Source organism: Thalassobacillus hwangdonensis (assembly GCF_042675915.1).
Lineage (GTDB): Bacteria > Bacillota > Bacilli > Bacillales > Halobacillaceae > Thalassobacillus_A > Thalassobacillus_A hwangdonensis.
Map to the genome: position 1 here is coordinate 198,180 of NZ_JBHTKL010000001.1, position 21,117 is coordinate 219,296.

The 21,117-nt window shown below is 45.3% G+C and carries 17 protein-coding genes; 12 read left to right on the forward strand and 5 right to left on the reverse strand.

Features of this window, described 5'->3' with window-relative positions; all coding sequences use genetic code 11:
- Positions 1–8: 8 nt before the first annotated feature.
- From hemH to ACFQ2J_RS01100, 4 genes are all read left to right on the forward strand, one after another.
- Positions 9–938 carry a ferrochelatase gene (hemH, locus tag ACFQ2J_RS01085; RefSeq protein WP_386055774.1) on the forward strand — a complete coding sequence of 310 codons (930 nt, stop codon included), beginning with the start codon at positions 9–11 and terminating at the stop codon, positions 936–938.
- 10 nt (positions 939–948) lie between these two features.
- Positions 949–2,358 carry a protoporphyrinogen oxidase gene (gene hemY / locus ACFQ2J_RS01090; RefSeq protein WP_386055776.1) on the forward strand — a complete coding sequence of 470 codons (1,410 nt, stop codon included), beginning with the start codon at positions 949–951 and terminating at the stop codon, positions 2,356–2,358.
- A 253-nt stretch (positions 2,359–2,611) separates the two neighbouring features.
- Complete coding sequence (locus ACFQ2J_RS01095; protein WP_386055778.1) at positions 2,612–3,652, forward strand: zinc-binding dehydrogenase; 1,041 nt, start codon at positions 2,612–2,614, stop codon at positions 3,650–3,652.
- Positions 3,653–3,777: 125 nt separating this feature from the next.
- Positions 3,778–4,476: a CAP domain-containing protein gene (locus ACFQ2J_RS01100; RefSeq protein ID WP_386055780.1), complete on the forward strand. Its 699-nt coding sequence runs from the start codon at positions 3,778–3,780 to the stop codon at positions 4,474–4,476.
- Between the two features lie 87 nt (positions 4,477–4,563).
- Here the strand turns inward: ACFQ2J_RS01100 and yhfH are convergent, their stop codons facing one another.
- Positions 4,564–4,692, reverse strand: a complete 129-nt coding sequence (gene yhfH, locus ACFQ2J_RS01105) for a protein YhfH (protein WP_386055782.1) — start codon at positions 4,690–4,692, stop codon at positions 4,564–4,566.
- Positions 4,693–4,820: 128 nt separating this feature from the next.
- On the opposite strand from yhfH, the gene ACFQ2J_RS01110 reads away from it, so the two are divergent.
- From ACFQ2J_RS01110 to ACFQ2J_RS01120, 3 genes are all read left to right on the forward strand, one after another.
- Positions 4,821–5,558, forward strand: a complete 738-nt coding sequence (locus ACFQ2J_RS01110) for an MBL fold metallo-hydrolase (RefSeq protein ID WP_386055783.1) — start codon at positions 4,821–4,823, stop codon at positions 5,556–5,558.
- Positions 5,559–5,633: 75 nt separating this feature from the next.
- A complete protein-coding gene (locus ACFQ2J_RS01115) occupies positions 5,634–6,632 on the forward strand; it encodes a lipoate--protein ligase (RefSeq protein WP_386055785.1) in 999 nt (332 codons plus the stop codon).
- Between the two features lie 168 nt (positions 6,633–6,800).
- Positions 6,801–8,339, forward strand: a complete 1,539-nt coding sequence (locus ACFQ2J_RS01120) for a fatty acid--CoA ligase family protein (protein ID WP_386055787.1) — start codon at positions 6,801–6,803, stop codon at positions 8,337–8,339.
- A gap of 46 nt (positions 8,340–8,385) precedes the next feature.
- On the opposite strand, the gene ACFQ2J_RS01125 is transcribed toward ACFQ2J_RS01120, so the two are convergent.
- Entirely contained in the window at positions 8,386–8,976 is a 591-nt protein-coding gene (locus ACFQ2J_RS01125; protein ID WP_386055789.1) for an SCO family protein, read from the reverse strand.
- A gap of 524 nt (positions 8,977–9,500) precedes the next feature.
- Positions 9,501–9,962 (reverse strand): DUF3939 domain-containing protein, encoded by a 462-nt coding sequence (locus ACFQ2J_RS01130; RefSeq protein WP_386055790.1) that lies wholly within the window; start codon positions 9,960–9,962, stop codon positions 9,501–9,503.
- Positions 9,963–10,280: 318 nt separating this feature from the next.
- Here ACFQ2J_RS01130 and ACFQ2J_RS01135 point away from each other — a divergent pair, with 318 nt between their 5' ends.
- A complete protein-coding gene (locus ACFQ2J_RS01135; protein WP_386055791.1) occupies positions 10,281–10,796 on the forward strand; it encodes a competence protein ComK in 516 nt (171 codons plus the stop codon).
- On the opposite strand, the gene ACFQ2J_RS01140 is transcribed toward ACFQ2J_RS01135, so the two are convergent.
- Positions 10,744–11,133, reverse strand: coding sequence for a hypothetical protein (locus ACFQ2J_RS01140; RefSeq protein WP_386055792.1), 390 nt, complete (start codon positions 11,131–11,133; stop codon positions 10,744–10,746). The two genes, ACFQ2J_RS01135 and ACFQ2J_RS01140, sit on opposite strands and share 53 nt — an antisense overlap.
- Before the next feature lie 249 nt (positions 11,134–11,382).
- Here ACFQ2J_RS01140 and ACFQ2J_RS01145 point away from each other — a divergent pair, with 249 nt between their 5' ends.
- Together ACFQ2J_RS01145 and lepB are read left to right on the forward strand one after the other, a co-directional pair.
- Positions 11,383–12,036, forward strand: coding sequence for a TVP38/TMEM64 family protein (locus ACFQ2J_RS01145; protein WP_386055794.1), 654 nt, complete (start codon positions 11,383–11,385; stop codon positions 12,034–12,036).
- A gap of 56 nt (positions 12,037–12,092) precedes the next feature.
- Positions 12,093–12,635, forward strand: coding sequence for a signal peptidase I (lepB, locus tag ACFQ2J_RS01150; protein ID WP_386055796.1), 543 nt, complete (start codon positions 12,093–12,095; stop codon positions 12,633–12,635).
- 23 nt (positions 12,636–12,658) lie between these two features.
- On the opposite strand, the gene ACFQ2J_RS01155 is transcribed toward lepB, so the two are convergent.
- A complete protein-coding gene (locus ACFQ2J_RS01155) occupies positions 12,659–13,810 on the reverse strand; it encodes an MFS transporter (protein WP_386055798.1) in 1,152 nt (383 codons plus the stop codon).
- Between the two features lie 87 nt (positions 13,811–13,897).
- Here ACFQ2J_RS01155 and addB point away from each other — a divergent pair, with 87 nt between their 5' ends.
- A complete protein-coding gene (gene addB, locus ACFQ2J_RS01160) occupies positions 13,898–17,404 on the forward strand; it encodes a helicase-exonuclease AddAB subunit AddB (RefSeq protein WP_386055800.1) in 3,507 nt (1,168 codons plus the stop codon).
- Positions 17,404–21,114 carry a helicase-exonuclease AddAB subunit AddA gene (gene addA / locus ACFQ2J_RS01165; protein ID WP_386055802.1) on the forward strand — a complete coding sequence of 1,237 codons (3,711 nt, stop codon included), beginning with the start codon at positions 17,404–17,406 and terminating at the stop codon, positions 21,112–21,114. The genes addB and addA overlap by 1 nt, the downstream gene beginning before the upstream one ends.
- Positions 21,115–21,117: the final 3 nt, after the last annotated feature.

Here is a 21,117-nt window from a genome sequence, read left to right on the forward strand (position 1 = left end):
GGAACGACATGGCTAAAAAAACAATGGGCTTGCTTGTAATGGCCTATGGAACTCCTTATAAAGAAGAAGATTTAGAGCGCTATTATACGCACATCCGACGTGGCCGGAAACCATCGGATGAAATGCTGCAGGACTTACGTGATCGTTACGACGCAATCGGTGGCATCTCACCTTTGGCCAAGATCACCGAGGACCAGGCTACTGCCCTCGAGGATAAGCTGAATACCTTGCAGGATGAGATTGAGTTCAAGCTATATATCGGCCTGAAGCACATTGAACCTTTCGTTGAGGATGCTGTCAAAGCAATGAATGAGGATGGAATCACCGAAGCGGTCTCCATCGTACTTGCACCGCACTATTCCACGTTCAGCGTCAAATCCTATAATGGAAGAGCGAAGGAAGAGGCGGAGAAGTATGGCATCACAATCGAATCCGTTGAAAGCTGGTACGATGCACCAGGATTCATTGAATACTGGAAACAGCAGATTCTAGCGGTATATGATGGAATCGATAAAGAAGAGCAGGAGAACACTTGTCTGATCGTATCTGCTCACAGTCTACCTGAAAAAATTCTTCAGGGTGGCGATCCATATCCGGACCAATTGAAAAGAACGGCAGACCTGATTTCCGATGCTACTGGCATCAAGCAGTATGAAATTGGATGGCAGAGTGAAGGGAATACACCGGATCCATGGCTTGGACCGGATGTGCAGGATCTGACGAAAGAGTTGGCGCGAACGAAAGGATATTCTTCCTTCGTGTATGCTCCGGTAGGATTCGTGTCCGATCATCTTGAAGTGCTTTATGACAATGATTATGAATGTAAAGTGGCATGTGATGAATTAGGCGCTGCCTATTACCGTCCAGAAATGCCGAACACACATCCATTATTCATTGAAACGTTAGCGAATGTCGTATTAGACAAAGCGAAAGCGTAGGGGATCATTTATGAACGGAAGAAAACAAGTTGCCATCATCGGTGGTGGGATTGCAGGCTTGACTGCAGCTTATTACCTTCAAAAAGAAATAAATGAGAAGCATCTGCCTTATGATGTACGCCTGCTTGAAGCAAGTGACCATCTTGGAGGTAAGATCCGTACGGTAAGGAAAGATGGCTTTACCATTGAACGTGGACCGGATTCATTTCTTGCCCGTAAAAAAAGTGCAGCAAGGCTTGCCTCAGAAGTCGGGTTGGAGAACGAACTGGTACCTAATGGAACTGGGCAATCGTATATACTGGTCAACAATAAACTGCACAAGATGCCGAGCGGATCTTTTATGGGGATTCCGACACAAGTCCGTCCTTTTCTAGGCTCTGGATTATTCAGCCCGCTTGGAAAAGTTCGAGCAGCTGGAGACTTCATCAAATCAAAAGGCGAAGCGAAAGAGGATCAGTCACTCGGGCACTTTTTCCGTCGTCGCCTTGGGGATGAAGTCGTTGAGAATTTGATTGAACCTCTGCTCTCGGGTATTTATGCAGGCAATATTGATAACTTAAGCCTGATGGCGACATTCCCGAACTTCTATCATCTTGAACAGAAGCATGGAAGTCTTATCAAAGGCCTGAATAAAACGATGCCGAAAAAGAAGCAGACGAAGGGTGCCAAAAAACCGAGTATGTTCCTGACACTGGAACGTGGACTCGAATCACTGGTGGATGCAATTGTGGCGCAGCTTGATGAAGGTATTGTGTCTACCGGTGTATCTGTTGACCATATTGAGCGTAAAGAAGACTGTTATCATCTATTGTTGGGGAATGGGACAGGGATGCGGGCAGATGCAGTGATCATTGCTGCACCACACCACGCTGCTTCAAAGATGCTCAGCCAATATGATTTCATGGAGCCATTACGTCAAATGCCTGCAACATCTGTTGCGAATGTAGCGATGGCATTTGATGCTTCCGCCATAAAAAAAGACATTGATGGCACAGGCTTCGTCGTTTCGAGAAATAGTGATTATCGAATCACTGCATGTACGTGGACACATAAGAAATGGCCACATTCCACACCTGAAGGAAAAGTCCTGCTGCGCTGTTATGTAGGAAAGCCTGGAGACCAGGAAGTGGTCGACCTGAGTGATGAAGAAATCCAGAAAATTGTCATGAAGGACTTGAACAAAACGATGAACATTACCTCTGAACCTGAATTCTCGGTCATTACACGCTGGCGAGATGCCATGCCACAATACACAGTCGGCCATAAGCAACGTTTACAAACCATACATGCCAAAATGGCTGAGGCATTACCTGGAGTGCACCTTGCAGGTGGCTCGTATGAAGGAATCGGTTTGCCGGACTGTATTGACCAGGGAGAAGCTGTGGTGCAGAAAGTAATTGAACAACTTCAAACCAAGTGAAGTACATGCATGCAGATGCTGTGTACGGAAAAAGACTAAATCAATGATGATTTAGTCTTTTTTTGTGATCTTAATAATGATATCGGCTTGATCGTTTCAAGAGTAAATACAGCGGGAATTCGTACTAAAACAGGTAAGTGGAACAGATCGTGAAAAATCTCATCCAGACTGAAGAGGCAGTATAAATTAATCATAGTGGCGAAACCTTTTAGTAAACCGCAATATTATTAAATGCATGAGAGGGGACCAAATTGTGAAAGCTGTACAAGTCACTGGCTACGGTGGAATCGATAAATTAGTCACAGTTAATGTAGGCATTCCTGAACCTGAACACAATGAAGTGTTGGTAAAAGTGAAAGCTTGCGCAATCAACAATACGGAAATTTGGATGAGAGAAGGGGCGTACGGCACTGGCTCCAAATCAGGATGGCGACCGGAAGGGGTAGCTTTCCCAAGGATTCCCGGCTCGGATATAACAGGCAGCATCGTCGGTGTTGGGAGTGAGGTCGATGAATCCATGGTTGGCAAGGATGTTGTACTCTTCCCTTTTACATCGAGTGGTGAAGAGGGTAAAGAACATATTTCTGAAGATATGGCTTTCATCGGTTCGGAATACGACGGTGGATATGCAGAATATGTAGTGTGGCCAGCGGACCTTTGTTACGATATGCCGCTTGAAGATTATATCGAAAGTGCAGTATTTACAGTAAGTGGTCTTACAGCATGGCATATGGTGGAGCAAATTCAGGTCCAACCTGGGGAAACGGTCATGGTGACTGGTGCAAATGGTGGAGTCGGATCATTGAATGTCCAGATCGCTTCAAACGTATTCGGTGCTAAGGTTATCGCTATTGTAGGTGATTTAGAGCTCGAAGAGAGAATGAAGGCGCTCGGAGCGGCACATGTCTTGTCATATAAATCCGATCATCTTGAAGAAGAAATCATCAGAGTGAATGGTGGCCCTGTTGATTCGGTATTGGATGTTGTTGGAGATGCTTTATTTTCCACTTCCCTTCAAGTGTTGAAGAAAGGTGGGAAATTCTGTATTTCAGGATCTGCTGGAGGTCAACAGACAGAGCTTGATTTTAGAACGGTGTATTTAAAACATATCACAGTCTATGGTTCAGTACTGGGCACAAGGGAAGAATTCAAGCGGATGCTCCATGCAATTTCTGAAAGAAAAATCAAACCAGTTATTGATCGTACGTTCCCTTTGGAAGAAGCAAGAGAAGCACAGCAGTATTTTAAAAAAACGGGGAAATTGGGCAAAGTTGTCCTGCTTCCAGAAGCATAAGCTTGGTGTTTGATTGAGAAATGATACCCTATCATTTCCTTTTTTACCTTCCATGTACGGTCATAATGCTTTTCTTCAAGTCCATAATAATAAAGAACATCATGAAGGAAAGAGGTTTGACGTACATGAAAAACAACACATTCTATAGATGGCTGGTCTTCTTTGCTGTGGCACTGCTTTTTGCCTGTGCGCCACAGGAGGAACAAGGTCGGAATGACTTGAATGGAACAAACCCACAACAAGTCACTTATAAAAACCCTGGCCAGCAACTTAATGAAAACAGACAGAATTGGATGGATGGGCTGCCTTTCTTCGGAGATATGGAAAGGATGCCTTATGGCGAGACTGGACAAAATAACTATTCCCAAGGTGGGAATGGGTATGATGATGGTATGGAACAGCAACAGCCGATGGAACCATCAGCAGAAGCACCAGCTTCCAATGGTGTAAAGGCGCAAGTGATCCAACTGACAAATGCCGAACGTCAGAAAAATGGATTGCCGAAGCTGAAAGAAGATCCTGAAGTGACGGATGTCGCCCAAAAAAAATCAGAAGACATGGTGGAGAACAATTACTTTTCCCATACGTCACCGACCTACGGTGGACCGTTCCAGATGCTGAGGAAATTCGGAGTGGATTACACGGTAGCCGCTGAGAATATCGCTGCAGGACAACCGACTGCTGAAGAGGTAGTCAACAGCTGGATGAAAAGTCCTGGTCACCGGAAGAATATTCTGAACAAAAGTGTGACACACATCGGGATCGGATATGCTGAGGATGACAGTCGCGGTATTTACTGGACGCAAATGTTCATAAAAAAATAAACAACGTAACAAAAAAGGCAACTGTTGTATGACAGTTGCCTTTTTCTTTCCTCCTATGATCCGCTATGTGCCATAATAGAAGAGGAATTACCTTGCTGGATGGTTGCAGTCATCGCACACATTGCCGTAGCAGTCTGCTTGTTCTTCGATGTCGTGTCCACAGCTCGCACATTGTTTTCTAGGCAGGTTCTTAAAAAATTCAACGATACTCATCATGTATTTCCCTCCCAGGTTTTTTATGGAACTGATTATTATATACCCATTGTAATATAACAATATGCATAAATCAACAAACTGTTATAAAACAAATGAAAAACAGGCGAACATACAGAAAGGAGAATACAATGAAACTTACTGTCATTGGTTATTGGGGCGCGTTCCCAGGGCAAGGAAGTGCTACCTCCTGCTACCTTTTGGAGACGAGTGGAAAAAAGTATCTGATCGATTGTGGAAGTGGAAGTTTAAGTCGGCTGCAGTACTATACAGAGGTAATGGATCTTGATGGAATCATTCTTTCCCATTATCATCACGATCATATTGCAGATATCGGTGCAATCCAGTATGCATGGTTAGTTCATAATATGCTGAACAAAACGGATCGTCAGCTTCTCATATATGGTCATGACGAAAACATAGAAGCATTCAACAAGCTGAGTCACCAATACACGAAAGGAATCGCATACGTTGCTGATCAGACTCTCGATCTTGGGGCGGTCACCGTTGATTTTATGCGGACGAATCATCCCGTGCCGTGTTTTGGTATGCGTGTAACTGATGGGAAGCAAGCCTTCGTATATACTGCTGATACAAGTTACAGCAAGGACTGGGCAACTTTTGCTGAAAGTGCAGATCTCCTTATTACGGATACTAATTTTTATAAAGGGATGGATGGCTCTGGTCCAGGACATATGACTAGTGAGGAAGCGGGGAAGGTTGCTGCTGGTGCTGGCGTATCGACACTTTGGTTGAGTCACTTGCCGCATTTTGGCGACCATCAGCTGCTGGTGAAAGAAGCGGGAGAAGTTTTCAAAAAGAATATTCAACTTGCAAGGGAAGGGCTCGTCTGGAGAAGTGAAGGATAGCCTGATGAATTGAGTCTTAGCGGTGAATTGATTACAATGTAAGATGGAAAAGCTTTTGAGAAGGGAAGAATGCTTATGCTATTCATCGATCATGAAGGAATTAATGATCCACGGATAAACCTCGCATTAGAAGAATATGCACTGAAGAACCTGGATATTAACGAAACATACTTATTGTTCTACATCAATGAACCATCCATCATCATTGGAAAGAACCAGAACACTGTAGAGGAAATCAATACAAATTATGTGGAAAGTAACGGCATCCACGTAGTACGCCGCTTATCAGGCGGAGGAGCTGTCTATCACGATCTCGGCAACCTCAACTTCAGCTTCATCACTAAGGATGATGGGAACAGCTTTCATGACTTCGCCAAATTCACCGAGCCAGTAACCAAAGCTTTGCAAAAACTTGGAGTAGATGCCGAATTGTCAGGAAGAAACGATATCATGGCTGAAGGCCGGAAGATATCAGGGAATGCGCAGTTCTCTACAAAAGGAAGAATGTTCAGCCACGGTACGCTCATGTTTGATTCTGAAATAGAAAATGTAGTCTCTGCTTTGAATGTAAAAACAGAGAAAATCAAATCCAAAGGGATCAAATCGATTCGCAGCCGTGTGACGAATATTTCTGAATTGATGGAAGAAAAAATTTCGATGGATGAGTTCAAGGAAATGATCCTTCGGTATATCTTTGATGTGGATGATGTCAAAGACGTTCCTCAGTATAAGCTGACGAAAGAGGATTGGGATGAAATCCATACGATTGCTGAGAAGCGCTATAAGAACTGGGATTGGAACTACGGCAAATCCCCTAAATTCAATATTCAGCATACAAAACGGATCGAAGGTGCAGGAAGCTATGATGTCCGTCTGGATGTAGCTAAAGGCACGATTCAGAATGCGAAGATCTATGGGGACTTCTTCGGAGTTGGAGACATCAGCGATATCGAAAACAAACTGATCGGTACGAAGTATGAGCGAAACGAACTCTCCAACGTGCTGGAGGGTGTAGACATCGCTCACTATCTAGGTAAGATTTCCAAAGAAGATTTCCTGAACATCCTTTATTAATAAAGTACACGCGCATGAAATGAGGTTTCATGCGCGTTATTTTTATATCAAGCAGGAGAACGGGAAAAAGTTGCTTAAAAATTGTCAGTATTTTATAATTATTATGGAAGTTTTTTTAAAGTGTAATGAATGACTATTCATTCATTAACCATGTAAGGGGGATATTTTGTGAATATCAGTCAAAAACTTTCAATGACTGCAATGGAACAACCGACAAAACCTGCCTACATATTTCAAGGGAACGAAACAAGCTATCAGGAACTGGAAGGTGCGGTTACGAAATTCGCTTCAAGCTTGAAATCGCTCGGCTATGGAAAAGGGGATCATATCGCTTTGATCGTAGGGAACACCCCACACTTCATCATCGGAATGTACGGTGCCCTGCGCATCGGTGCTACCGTCATTCCAGTAAATCCGATCTACACAGTGGATGAGATGGGTTATATCCTTAAGAATGGCGATGTGAAAGGGATAATCACCTTGGATCTGTTGCTTGAGAAGTTTGAGCATATGGATGCAATGCTTCCGGATGTTCAGGATTATTTTATTGCTGAAACTGGTGCACCGATCGATTGGGAAGGATCGTCTTTATCCCGAAAAATGAAATCGTTTACAAAAACGGTCGAAAGGGGAAGCCTTGATCTGGAACGTCCGGAACTCGATGAAGAGGATACAGCGGTCATCCTTTATACTTCAGGAACGACCGGTAAGCCTAAGGGCGCAATGTTGACTCATAAGAACTTGTATTCCAATGCCAGTGATGTTGCGGACTACCTGCAGTACACCGAAAATGACAGAGTCATTGCTGCCTTGCCGATGTTCCATGTATTTTGTCTTACAGTCTCCTTGAATGCTCCATTGATGAATGGCGGAACAATCTTGATCGTACCGAAGTTCTCGCCGCAGGACGTATTCAATATTGCAGCTTCTTATAAAGCTACAGTATTTGCAGGAGTGCCTACGATGTACAATTATTTGTTACAAACAGGCAAAGAGCACGTTGACACGTTCAAGGATATACGTCTATGTATTTCAGGTGGTGCATCAATGCCAGTAGCTTTGCTTACAGCGTTTGAGAAGCAGTTCAATGTCATCATTTCCGAAGGGTATGGACTTTCGGAGGCTTCACCTGTTACGTGCTTCAATCCGCTTGATCGTCCTAGAAAGCCCGGTTCCATAGGTACCAGCATCCTCAATGTTGAAAATAAAGTAGTAGACGAGCTGGGAGAGGAAGTGAATCCTGGCGAGGTCGGAGAGCTTGTCGTACGTGGCCCGAACGTCATGAAAGGATATTATAAGCTTCCGGAAGAAACTGCGATGACGATCCGGGAAGGATGGTTATATACCGGAGATATGGCGCGCATGGATGATGAGGGGTATTTCTATATCGTCGACCGGAAAAAAGATATGATCCTCGTGGGGGGCTACAATGTGTATCCTCGTGAAGTGGAAGAAGTGCTCTACCAGCATGATGATGTGACTGAAGTAGCAGTCGTCGGGGCACCAGACCCGGACTTGGGTGAAGCGGTAATCAGCTTCGTCGTCTCCAACAATGCTTCTCTTACTGAAGAAGAACTTGTCCGTTATTGCGGGGAGCACCTTGCAAAGTATAAAGTTCCATCGAAAATAGAATTTATGGAAGAACTTCCGAAAAACACGACAGGGAAAATCCTGCGGAAAAATCTTCGGGAGAAAGTTGTTCAATAATATACATGAAGGACCGCCCTCTAGGGATGGTCCTTCTTTTTCTTTATCAATTCACATTTCTCATAATCTTTTTAAAAACCTTATCTTTATCGAATCCTTCTCCCATTGAAAACTTTTCAACCAGGTAGTTTTCCTTATCAATCAAGTAAGTAAATGAATCGTGTACGATATAATCGGTTCCGCGGTCCTGGAAGCGGAAACGGAATGTGTCTGCGAAAGCTTCTGTGTCAGGTAAATTGCCTCTTAAGAATATCCATCCTTCATCGGAAGATTCCACATCGAAGGTTTTCATATAAGATGAGATTCTCTCGGGTGTGTCATTTTCAGGGTCGATACTGACTGAGATGAACTCTACATCCTTGCCGTACACCCCTTCATCCTGAAGCATTTTCCTGACATGCATCATCCGCTGTGTGGTCAGTGGACATACGTCCGGACACTGTGTGTAATAAAATTCGATCAATCGGACTTTAGGTTCCATTGACTGGAAGTCGTAGGTTTCTCCGGATGCCGTCTGCATCGTTACATCTTGCGGTAATTGCACTCCTGCGTCCCGCCAGAATTCCAAATACATGATTCCCAACGCAATTCCAAAAGCGATGATTCCTGCAAATATGGCATAGTATTTCTTTTTCATCAGCCATCCCCCTCAGTTAAAAAGACTATGAATGAAGTCACTTTTATCATACAATAGTTTCCAACGGTTAATTACTTAAAATGGGGATAAACAATGACGGTCTGATGACAATATTATGACGGAATGTTCACAATTTCACTCAAGGACGCATCATGTTATCTTCCGAGTGATTAGTATGTCATAAAATAACAAACACGCAATACACTTGCGGTCTACCGCAATAGTTTTTCGGTGATATCTTCGAGAGGATGTATTAAAATGAAATTAAGGAAATGATGACGGTAATCGATCCCTTGTAAAAGCGATCGAGGACGTCGATCTACTGTTTTACAGTAGATGAGTGGAAAAGTTTCTTTCTACCAGGAGAGCTTTTTCACAATATTAATTCCCTCACTCAAAAGTTAACCAGTCGTCTCTTTGCCAATATCCCGCGTGGATATTGGTCTTTTTTTTGTGGTAATGGAAAATTAAGACATACTAATAAGGAAAAGTGTATGCACACTTTTCCAGCAAGGGTTCGGTGATTATTTTGGCGCTTTATAGGTGACAAGGAACTCTTCATCCGTAATGTAAAAATCCCGTCCCGGTCGATAGGGGAGCAGGTGTTCACGTTCCAGTTTGAAAAAACTCACACGCTTTGAGGGATCATCATCGATGACCGGGACTTCCTTCGTGCTTTTGATATAGTGGTCCACTGCCCTTTGGACGGTGTCCAAGTCTTTTGCCAATTGGTAATCCTGTTCAGGGAAGAGTTCATAGGTTTCTTTGGACATATAGTAGGTCTCCGTAGGTATTCCGTTTAAATACGGTGAAAGCAAGTCGTAATCGATGGTGAGATCTTCGTGGATGATCACACTTAACGGAACACCATCCGGCATTTGAGCTGCATATTGATGGATCGCTTTCCTCACTTCTTCGATCGGGATGCTTCGCTTCTCATACTCGATTTTTTCTTCACTTTTCTTTTGTTTCTTTCTTTTCCACATGGAATCCCTCCTTTGTTTAAAGTTCGCTTTCACCGCACACACTAGGGTTAGGAGGTGACAGGCATGAATGAAGAACAGGTAGAAAGAGAGTTGGAAGTGTACACCTTGTTGAATCCCGACTTTGGATGTTCACTCGAAGCTCACATGACACGGGACTTTATAAAAGAATAAATCAGTAAGGCTCTGTCCGGGGAAAATAAAATGATGAACGTTTTGTGAAAACTAGGACTTTTATCACCTTTTCTGCTACAGTTTAACTGCAAGGAACTTCCAATTCAGGAGTTTCTACATATCAATTGTACCAGGAAGGATGATAAAATGAACACGCTAAAAAAAGAAGTTGAAGTCACAGCTGAAACCATGGCACTAGTCGCAAAGGTCAATGACTTTGGTAAAGTGATTACCGAAGTGATGATGATGGACGGGACACATGAAGTTCCTGTTCACCCTGGAAAGATGATTGATGATGCTTGTAAATTCTTCGCCTCCAGTCTGGCTGGGCGTACAGAAGGCACAAAGCAGGTTTCCGGATTTACACATAAGCCCCCGATCGTCATCTCTCAATCGATGGGAATGTATTTCTTCCCGATTACTTCTCCTAAACGTAAAGACTGTACGTGGATTGCGCACGCTCACATCCAATCGATCCATAGTGTGGATGGGTATAACACGATCATGCGCTTTTCCAATGGTACCGCCATTACACTCCCTGTCTCCAAAGGCGTCATAGCAAACCAGATACAACGCACCGCTCAATTCCGTTTCCTGCTTGAAAGTCGCATTAAGCATTCTTCTCCTTATACTGCGGAGAAGGTCGCAGAGCCTTTTGCATAAGCTCGAAAAGAATGTTTTCAACTTTTTTACGGATCGCAGGGTTGAAATAGTTCCGCTTCTCTTCATATCCATGAGCAAGAAACAGGAAAGAAGTGAAGGAATCATTTTTACCTACCTGCATGACTTGTAACTTCTGCCGATCCATCTTTTTCCGAAGCTCCTTACGTTCCACTCTCGCTTCATATTCCATTTTCCCTAAAAGCTCCAAATAATGCTCCTTTATTTTGAATCGCCCTTTTTCGATATGGTTGCGGTCCTGCTGAACGACGACCAGGGCCATAGAAAGAAATAAATACCGGGAGGCCAGTTCCAGCTCCTCTTCTTTCAAATACCGCATGATGGTTCCCTCCAAATACGAACAAATGTTCTGTTATGGTGTATTATATCACGAACAGAAGAATAATATGCAAGTATTTTTTTCCAGATGGATGAACCGGCTTTTGAGACATGAGAAATATGGGCAGAATGGATATTGGCACGAGCAAGAAGGGTATGGATAGTCAAAAGCGCCTTCTTTGATTTAAAATATAGAGTAGATTGAAAAATCAACAGAAGGTAACGTTGATCACATAAGGAGCCCGATGTCATGTATCTGTTCAATGTCAGCTTAGCTGACCTTCAGCAAATGGCCGAAAATGATGAGCTATTTGAATATATCATTACGCAAATTGAGCGATTTGAACGCTTTGGCCCACTCCCTGGGATTCTGCTTCCGATGCTCGAAGCTTTTTTGCCGATTCTTCCCCTCGTGGCTTTCGTTGTAGCCAACACGGTGGCGTATGGTCTGCTTAAAGGGTTCATCTATTCATGGATAGGTGCATCTCTTGGGGCAATCATCGTATTTCTCATCATCCGCCGTCTCGGAGATAAGCGTTTCTTTCGATGGATGCGAAACCAGAAGCAGGTGAAACGGGTAACAGGCTGGGTGGAAGAGCATGGCTTCGGTCCATTGTTCCTGCTGATGTGTTTTCCATTTTCACCGTCAGCGATCATCAATGTGGTTGCAGGGTTATCAGGAGTAAGCAGACAGCAGTTCATGCTTGCCGTCCTCCTTGGGAAATCGCTGATGATCTTCACGATTGCTTATGTCGGCGAGAGCATTGCTTCTTTTGCGAAGAATCCGGTAAAGGCGATTGTTGTCGGAGTATGCATCACATTGTTCTGGATTGTCGGTAAATTTATTGAAAAATGGATTCAAAGGAAAGCAGAAACGAAGACGAAGAAGTATCGAAGCGGTTAAAACTCTTCCAATGAGGGTAAGATGTTGGTAGAACAACATCTTTGGAGGAAGAGAACATGAAAATGAAAACCTACTGGAAAATCATTCGCACAGTATTGTTTGCTGTATTGTTGGCAGTGTTTTTCCGTTCTTACTTGTTTGCAAGTTACATCGTCGATGGAGAATCAATGGAACCGACACTGTTCGACGGCAATTTGTTGATGGTAAATAAAGTGATTTATGATTGGAAAGACATACACAGAGAAGATGTCATCGTGTTTCACGCCAATCAGAAAGAGGATTACGTGAAACGGGTGATTGGTGTTCCGGGCGACCATATCGAATTCAAAGAAGACATGCTGTATGTGAACGGAGAAGCGGTGCCGGAACGTTACCTCGATACATTAAGGCCGAACGATGGAGACTTGTTCACCAATGATTTCACCCTGGAGGAAGTGACAGGTTACAGCGAGGTACCGGAAGGGCACTTGTTCGTAATGGGTGATAACAGAAGGGATAGTCTCGACAGTCGTTATTTCGGCTTCGTATCGAAAGAGACCGTTGTCGGTAAAGTGGATGTCCGCTACTGGCCGATGTCCCAGCTGGCACTGAAATTCTAACAGTAGAGAAAACCACTGTCGGATCAAGATTCGGCAGTGGTTTTTTGTATGGTTATTTTTGCACCTAAGCATGTAAGGCCGATGAAAAGTAAGGTGACGGATAATAGCATTGCTCCAAACGAAAAGATTGGTGCAATCATAGGGCCGAAGCTTGCACCCGTCAATAACAGGAAAGAATAGAACGATAGTGCACTGCCTCTACGATGACTTGCGATCGTTCCGATAAGCAGGATGACCATTGGAATGGTGACCGAAGTGGAAGCAATCATCATGACAGAAGCGAATAGCAGCGTGGCTGAATTGACGTGAATGAGCGCCGGAAGGAAACCGATCACCATCAAAAGCAGGAACAGGGACAACAACCTGGATGATCCGAGTTGCTTTTGTAAGGTGCGGACAAAGAAAGCAGGGATGATGCCGACCAGACCGATCAATCGGAATTGCTGAAGCGTGAACATCAGGCTGGTATCTGCACGGGCTGCAAACCACTCGAAGCTGCTGTAGAAGAACATGATGGTGAACAGCAGGAAAAAAGTGATGACGTAGAGTTTTTGCAAGGAACGATGCACGAAAAATGATAAAATGGTAGACAGGGAAAGGACGCGCTGCTTCTCGTCAACCTTGTCTGTCGGACGGAGACTGAACAGGAACAATAGTGCACATAGTCCGTACAGCAAGCAAAAGACAAGGAAGACCGTTTGGTAAGCGTAAGTGAGTCCAAAATAAGCAGCGATCAGTTGGCCGAGAATGCCGGCAAACAGAAATCCGGTATTGATCATGGCAATGACAAATGCCTGCTGTTTATCTTGAAACGTTTTGAAGGTATAGCTGAAAGCAGTAGGTGCAAAGCTGGCAGCAAAAAAGCCCTGAAGCGCTCGTAATATGCAGAGAGCGATTAAAGAGTCCGTGAAAAAAATGACACCTGTAACAATCGTGACAGCGGCCATACCCGCTTTCAATGTGTGGGTGTTTGGAACGATGTCTGCAAGAATTCCGAAAAACAGCAGACCGAATGCATAGGTAAGTATGAATAGTGTACTTGTAAGCGAGGTAGTTGCTGCAGTCGTGTCGAATTGCACAGCAAGTGATGGATGCAGCGGCAGCATGGTATAGAGATTGCTGGCAATCAGCGTGCCAGATAGAATCAGGACAAGGGCCTGAAGTGTCTTGTTCATCTGTACCACCTCATCGAAAACGCATGATATAGTTCACGATATGTCCAGGAACATATGGTTGTGATAGAAAAAGGAGGCGTACGGGCGATGGGAATCCGTTTTTTGATTGGAAGATCCGGTGCGAAGACAAGCAGCACCTGTCTGGAAGAGATAGCAGATAAATTGACTGCTGCTCCGAAAGGTCCAGCGATACTTTACCTAGTACCAGATCAGATGACCTTTCAGCAGGAATATGCACTGTTGAAACAGCCTGGAGTAGAAGGGGCGATCCGTGCCCAGGTGTTCAGCTTTTCGAGGTTGGCATGGCGCATCCTCCAGGAGACTGGAGGAAGTACGAGAAATTACATAAGTTCGACGGGTCTCCAGATGATGCTGAGAAAGATTACCGATGAACGAACTTCTGATTGGCGTGTATTTCAGAAAGCGATTGAAAAGCAAGGATTCATGGAGCAGCTGGAAGGTATGATCACAGAGTTCAAACGCTACCGGATCACTCCGGATGGCTTGAAGGGGCAGCTGTCCGAAATGGATAAGTTCACCCACACGTATGAAGGAGAACAGGTTCTGAAGAATAAACTGGAAGACCTCTCCTATATCTACGAATCTCTGATGGATGCGCTGAAAGATAACTATATTGATAGTGAAGATCAGCTTCAGCTACTGACAGACCACATTCCGCAGGCGGCTTCTCTTGACGGTGCGGAGGTCTATATTGATGGTTTCCACAGCTTCACGCCACAGGAACTGATGGTCATCGAAGCACTTTTGAAAAAAGTATCCAGTGTAACCGTCACGTTGACACTGGATGAAGCCAAACAGGAGGGCAGGTCCGAACTGGATCTGTTCCATGAGACAGGGGAAACGTTCGATACGCTGGTAACGATGGCGAAGGAGTCAGGACTTTCTATAGAAGGCGTGGATGTGCTCGATCACCTGGAAGGGCGTTTTAAAAACCGGCCCTACTTCGAGCATTTAGAGAGATATTTCGATGAACGCCCTGCGCCGGAATATGAGGGGGAAGCACCTATCCATATTGCGGAGGCAGTGCATCCGAGGGCGGAAGTCGAAGGAGCGGCTCAGAAGATTTTAAGTCTGATCAGGGATAGTGGATACCGTTTCAAGGATATCGCCGTGCTGATGCGTGAACCCGAGGTGTACAATGATTTGATCGCCACAGTGTTCGATGATTACGGAATTCCAGTTTTCATTGATGAAAAGAAAACGATGCTCAATCATCCTTTGGTGGAACTGATTCGTTCCGGATTGGACGTTGTAGAAGGAAACTGGCGTTATGATGCAGTATTCCGCCTGTTGAAAACCGGGTTCATTCCAGCATCCGATTCCAGGTACCCGCTTGATGAAGATGCGATTGATGAACTCGAGAATTATGTGCTCGAATACGGGATCCGGTCCCGTTCCCGATGGTGCAGTGATGAACCTTGGGTGTATCAGCGTTTCAAAGGGTTCGACCGCGGTTCCCAGACGGATGAAGAAAGAAAAAAGGAAGCGCGGATCAACGCGTATCGTAAGCAAATCGTCAAGGCGATTGAAGGATTCGATGAAGGATTGCGCGCAGCTGCTACGATTGAAGCGAAATGCCGCGTGCTTTTCAGCTGGCTTGAATCCTTATCTGTCAATGAAAAACTCGAGGAGTGGCGAAACGCTTTTGATGAAACTGGTGAAATCGAACAAGGGAGAGAGCAGGAACAAGTATGGGATGCTGTCATTCAGCTGCTTGAAGAAATGGTGGAAATGGTCGGCGAGGAAGACATGTCTCTCCAAGTATTCCGCCGCACAATGGAAAGCGGACTGGAGTCGCTTAAATTCGCCCATGTCCCTCCAAGTATGGACCACGTCATCATCGGTAGTGTCGACCGTTCTCGTATTTCAGGAATAAAGGCTGCCTTCTTATTAGGAGTAACAGAAGGGATATGGCCGATGAAACCGCCAAGTGACGGAATGATCAGTGAAGAGGAACGCTCTCTTCTGGCTGAGCATGGCATGAAGCTTGCCGATGGCAGCAAACGTCAGCTGCTTGACGATCGCTTTTACGTCTATCTTGCTTTGACACTTCCTCGTGATCTGCTATGGGTCAGCTACCCGCTCAGCAATGAAGAAGGGAAATCGAAAACACCTTCCCAGATCATCCAAAGGCTTGAGGAACTGTTCCCATCCTGTAAGGACCACATCCTCCTTCAGGATCCGGATGACTTGGAGGAAGCATCCAGGTTCATCACTACAGAAACGAAAACGCGATCGGCATTGACATCGCAGCTTGCACGGTTTTTGAAAGGCTATCAAATGGAATCCGTCTGGTGGAGCGTGCTGAACTGGTACTTGGAGCATGACGAGAAGGGCGGATTGACTGACCGCGTGCTGCAAAGTCTGTTCTATAAGAACCAGCCGGTCGATTTATCGGAGGAAACGACCCGCCACTTATATCCGGACAAGATGAAAGCGAGCGTATCACGTCTTGAGATGTATCACCGCTGTTCCTATCAGCACTTTGCCAGATACAGCCTTCAGCTGGAGGAGCGTCGGACTTATAAGCTGGACGCGCCTGATATCGGACAGTTGTTCCATGAAGCTCTGAAGAAAATCACCGAGTGGATCAGGCAGGACGGCCGCGATTTTTCCCAGTTGAATAAAATGGAAAGCACGACGTATGCCAATCGTGCAGTACAGGATTTGGCGCCGATACTGCAGCACCAGATCCTGCACAGTTCCAACCGCTACCAGTACATTCAGCGGAAGCTGCAGGACGTCATCGCACGGGCTGCATTTGTGCTAAGTGAACAAGCAAGACACTCCAACTTTTCCCCGGTAGGACTGGAGCTTGGCTTCGGAACGGGAACCGAAGGGGATCTGAATGCAATGACGTTCGATCTTCCGAATGGTATTGAACTCGTATTGCGCGGGAGGATCGACCGTGTGGATAAAGCATTGAATGAAGAGGACTTGTTCTTAAGGATCATCGACTATAAATCCAGTGCAAAAGGGCTGAACCTAGTTGATGTCTACTACGGTTTGGCGTTGCAAATGCTGTCCTACCTAGATGTAGTGCTGGCAAATGCCGAGCAATGGCTCGGAGCACAGGCTACCCCGGCAGGCGTCCTTTATTTCCATGTCCATAACCCTCTGATTTCCGGTAAAGAGAAGCTGGCAGATGACAAGATCGAAGACGAAATCCTGAAGAAGTTCAAGATGCAGGGGCTGCTGCTTGAGAATCAGCAGATTGCCAAGATGATGGATACAAGTCTTGAAAAAGGAAGCAGTAAAATCATTCCTGCAGGAATCAGCGCGAAGGGTGACTTTTATAAATACTCAAGTACTGCAGACGCCGATATGTTCTGGCGCCTGCAGATGTATATCCGCAATTTGATGACGGAAGCTGGCCTGCATATCACCAATGGTGAAGTGGAGCTTAATCCATATCAGCAAAATCAACAGATTCCTTGTACGCATTGTTCGTATCGATCTGTCTGCCAGTTCGATCCGACCTTGGAAGAAAATAAATTCCGTAAATTGCAAAGCATGAAAGATGATGAAGTATTTGAGAAACTGATCAATAAAACCAATGAGGAGGGATCGTGATGGTTCGATGGACAAAAGAACAGGAGAGAGCCATCTATACACATGGATCGGATGTACTGGTAGCTGCTGCTGCCGGTTCCGGGAAGACAGCGGTTCTCGTCGAACGGATCATTCAAAAGCTGCTTCATGAAACAGCGCCTGTGAACATCGACTCCCTTCTTGTCGTGACATTCACCAATGCAGCAGCCCAGGAAATGCGTAATCGAGTCGGAACTGCGTTAAGTAAAGCGCTGGAAGCGAATCCTGGCTCAGTTCATTTGAAAAAACAGCTATCGTTATTACAGAGCGCCTCCATCTCTACGTTGCATTCTTTTTGCATGGATGTAGTGAGAAGATACGCTTATTTACTCGATGTGGATCCCAACTTCCGGATTGCAGATAATATCGAAGCAGATCTCATTCAGCAGGAAGTGTTGGAGGATTTATTTGAAGACTGGTACGGCAAAGAAGGGGAGGAGCGTGAAGCGTTTTTTGCGGTGGTCGATCGGTTCTCGAATGACCGTAGTGACCTCGAAGTTGAAAAGCTCGTCCTTGATCTGTATATCTTCGCTATGCAGAATCCGTGGCCGGAAGAGTGGCTTGACCAAATGGCGGATATGTATAACGTAGATGAACAAGCCGAAGACAAAGACATCGTCTGGCTGGAAACGTTGAAGAGGGAAGTGAAAAGCCAGCTTGATGCGATGGAAGTCCAGGCAGAACAAGCATTGAATTATACAAGGGAAAGTGACGGCCCTCACCACTACGCGGAAGCGATTGATGCTGACCTGCTGATGATCCGTGAAGCCAAAGGGCTGCTAAACATTTCCTGGACCGATCTTCAGCCATATATCCAGGCCGGAAAATTCAAGGCACTTTCGAGAAAAAAAGTGGAATGTGATGAAGATAAGAAAGACAAGGTGAAAGCTTTACGCGAGCAGTATAAAAAGAAATGGAAATCGATGGCCGAGGATTGGTTCAATCGTGATCTTGCTGGACATCTGAATGATATGAAGGAATTGTATCCGGTCATCTCGACTTTAGTCGAGATCGTCAAAGAGTTCCGCGAGCGCTATACGCAAATGAAGAAAGAAAAAGCGATCGTCGATTTTTCTGATTTGGAACATTACTGTCTTGCCGTTCTTAGAGATGAACAGTCGACACCTGCCCGTATCCTCCCGTCCACTGTAGCGGAGGAGTTCCAGCAGAAGTTTACGGAAGTGCTCGTAGACGAATATCAGGATACGAACCATGTGCAGGAGACGCTACTGAAATTGCTCACTGATGGGGACCAGGCGGGCAACTTGTTCATGGTAGGGGATGTTAAACAGAGCATCTATCGATTCCGACATGCAGAACCTACGCTATTCCTTGATAAATACCAGCGATTCGGGTCGCAGGAAGAACAAGTTACAGATGGTGAGCGGATTGATTTGGCTCGGAACTTCAGGAGCCGTAAACAAGTGCTTACAGCAACCAACTATATTTTCAGACAGCTGCTCGATAAAGAAGTCGGAGAAATGGATTATGAACCTGATGCGGAACTTATCTACAGCAATACGATCTATGATGAACTAACTTCTTCGGATACAGATGCCGAGCTGCTTCTGATCGACAGAGAGGCAGCTGAAGATGATCAGGAGAATGAACAGGAAGATTATCGCGATCTCGAAAAAGCTCAGCTTGAAGCACGAGCCTATGGACAATTGATCCGGAACTGGCTTGGTCACGGGGAAGAAGATCCGTTGCAGGTGATCGACAAAGCGACCGAAACTCAACGCACCGTCCAATATCGCGATATTGTCATTCTGATGCGTTCGATGACTTGGGCGCCGACCATCGTCGAAGAACTGAAACAACAGGGGATCCCTGTTTATGCAGAGCTTTCCACAGGGTATTTTGAAGCGATCGAAATACAAGTGATGCTTAGCTTGCTGAAGGTTATCGATAACCCGCAGCAGGATATTCCGCTTGCGTCGGTCCTGCGATCACCGATTGTCGGATTCAATGAAGAGGAGCTCGCGCAGATCCGCCTGGCTAAGAAACGATCGACGTACTATGAGGCGATGAAAGTGTACAACAAAGACTTTGATACGACCCGTCGCATCAAAGGGTTCCTCAATCAGCTTGAATCGTGGCGGACGAGAGCAAGACAAGGGTCGTTGTCCGAATTGATCTGGGATATCTTCAGAGAAACCGGATATTACGATTTCGTAGGCGGGATTCCTGGTGGAAGACAACGACAGGCAAACCTTCGCGCACTTTATGATCGTGCGCGCTCCTATGAATCTACATCATTCCGGGGCCTCTTCCGCTTTTTGAGGTTCATTGAACGTATGGAAGAAAGAGGCGATGACTTAGGTGCGGCAAGGGCGCTTGGCGAACAGGAAGATGTAGTCAGAATCATGACGATCCATAAGAGTAAAGGATTGGAGTTTCCAGCGGTCATTCTTGGTGCGATGGACAAACAGTTCAACCAGCAGGACCTGCGTGCGAAGTACTTATTGCATAAAGATTATGGCTTTGGAACGAAATATATCAATCCGGTTAAACGTATCATGTATCCGACACTTGCCCACCATGCCCTGAAGCAGGAGAAGTTGAGGGAATTGATTGCAGAAGAAATGCGTGTACTGTATGTCGCCCTTACGCGAGCGAAAGAAAAGCTCGTCATGGTTGGGAATGTCGCATCTTTCGAGAAGAAACAGGAGAAATGGAAGTCATTTTTGGATCATCCGTCATGGGTGCTCCCGCCACACGAGCGTCTTGAAGCGAAGTCTTACTTGGACTGGGTCGGTCCGGCATTGATCCGCCATCACCATGCTGAGGATCTTCGCGACTCCACGATCGAAGTGATGACTTCGGAAGACATCCATAAAGACGAATCGGAATGGAAAGTGAGCATCCATCACGGCAGTATGTACAATGAATTGGAAGAATGGGAGAAGAAACGGGATGAGCGGCTTCAAGCTGCGGTAAAAGAATGGAAGAAAGTAGATGTGGAAGAAAACGAAGAAGTCGAGCGAAGGTTGAACTTCCGCTATCCTCATGAGAAAGCGGTTGTATCAAGAGCGAAACAGACGGTTACCGAGATTAAACGGCAACGGGAAGTGAAAGATACGTACAGCAGTGATCAACTGATCCTCCCATTCAAGGCACCGATCATCAAACGGCCGCGTTTCATGCAGGAAACGAAACGTCTCTCTGCAGCAGAGAGGGGAACAGCGATGCACAGTGTCATGCAGCATATCCCTTTTACACGTGTGTACTCAGCTCCAGAAGTAGAGGAATTTGTTTTGAAATTGGTGGAGAAAGAAATCCTTCGGCCGGAAGAAGCAGATGTTATCGATTATGAAGCGATAGCCAAATTTTTTGAGACGACGATCGGGCAGTATATGCTGAAGATGGACCAATTGGAAAGAGAGGTTCCTTTCAGTCTGACCTTACCTGCAGATGAAGTGTATGCCAACTGGGAAGAGCCGACAGATGAAACGGTATTCATCCAGGGTGTCATCGATTGTGTCGTCCCGTATGAGGATGGTTGGCTGATTCTGGATTATAAAACAGATGCCATCCAGGAAGAAATGACACCAGAGTTGGAAGTGCAATTGAAGAACAGGTATCAGACCCAACTGGAGTTATATAAGCATGCATTGGAAAAGATATGGGGAGAACCTGTCGTGAAAACATGTCTGTATTTCTTCGACGGGAAACTGCTGCTTGATGTGTAGGAA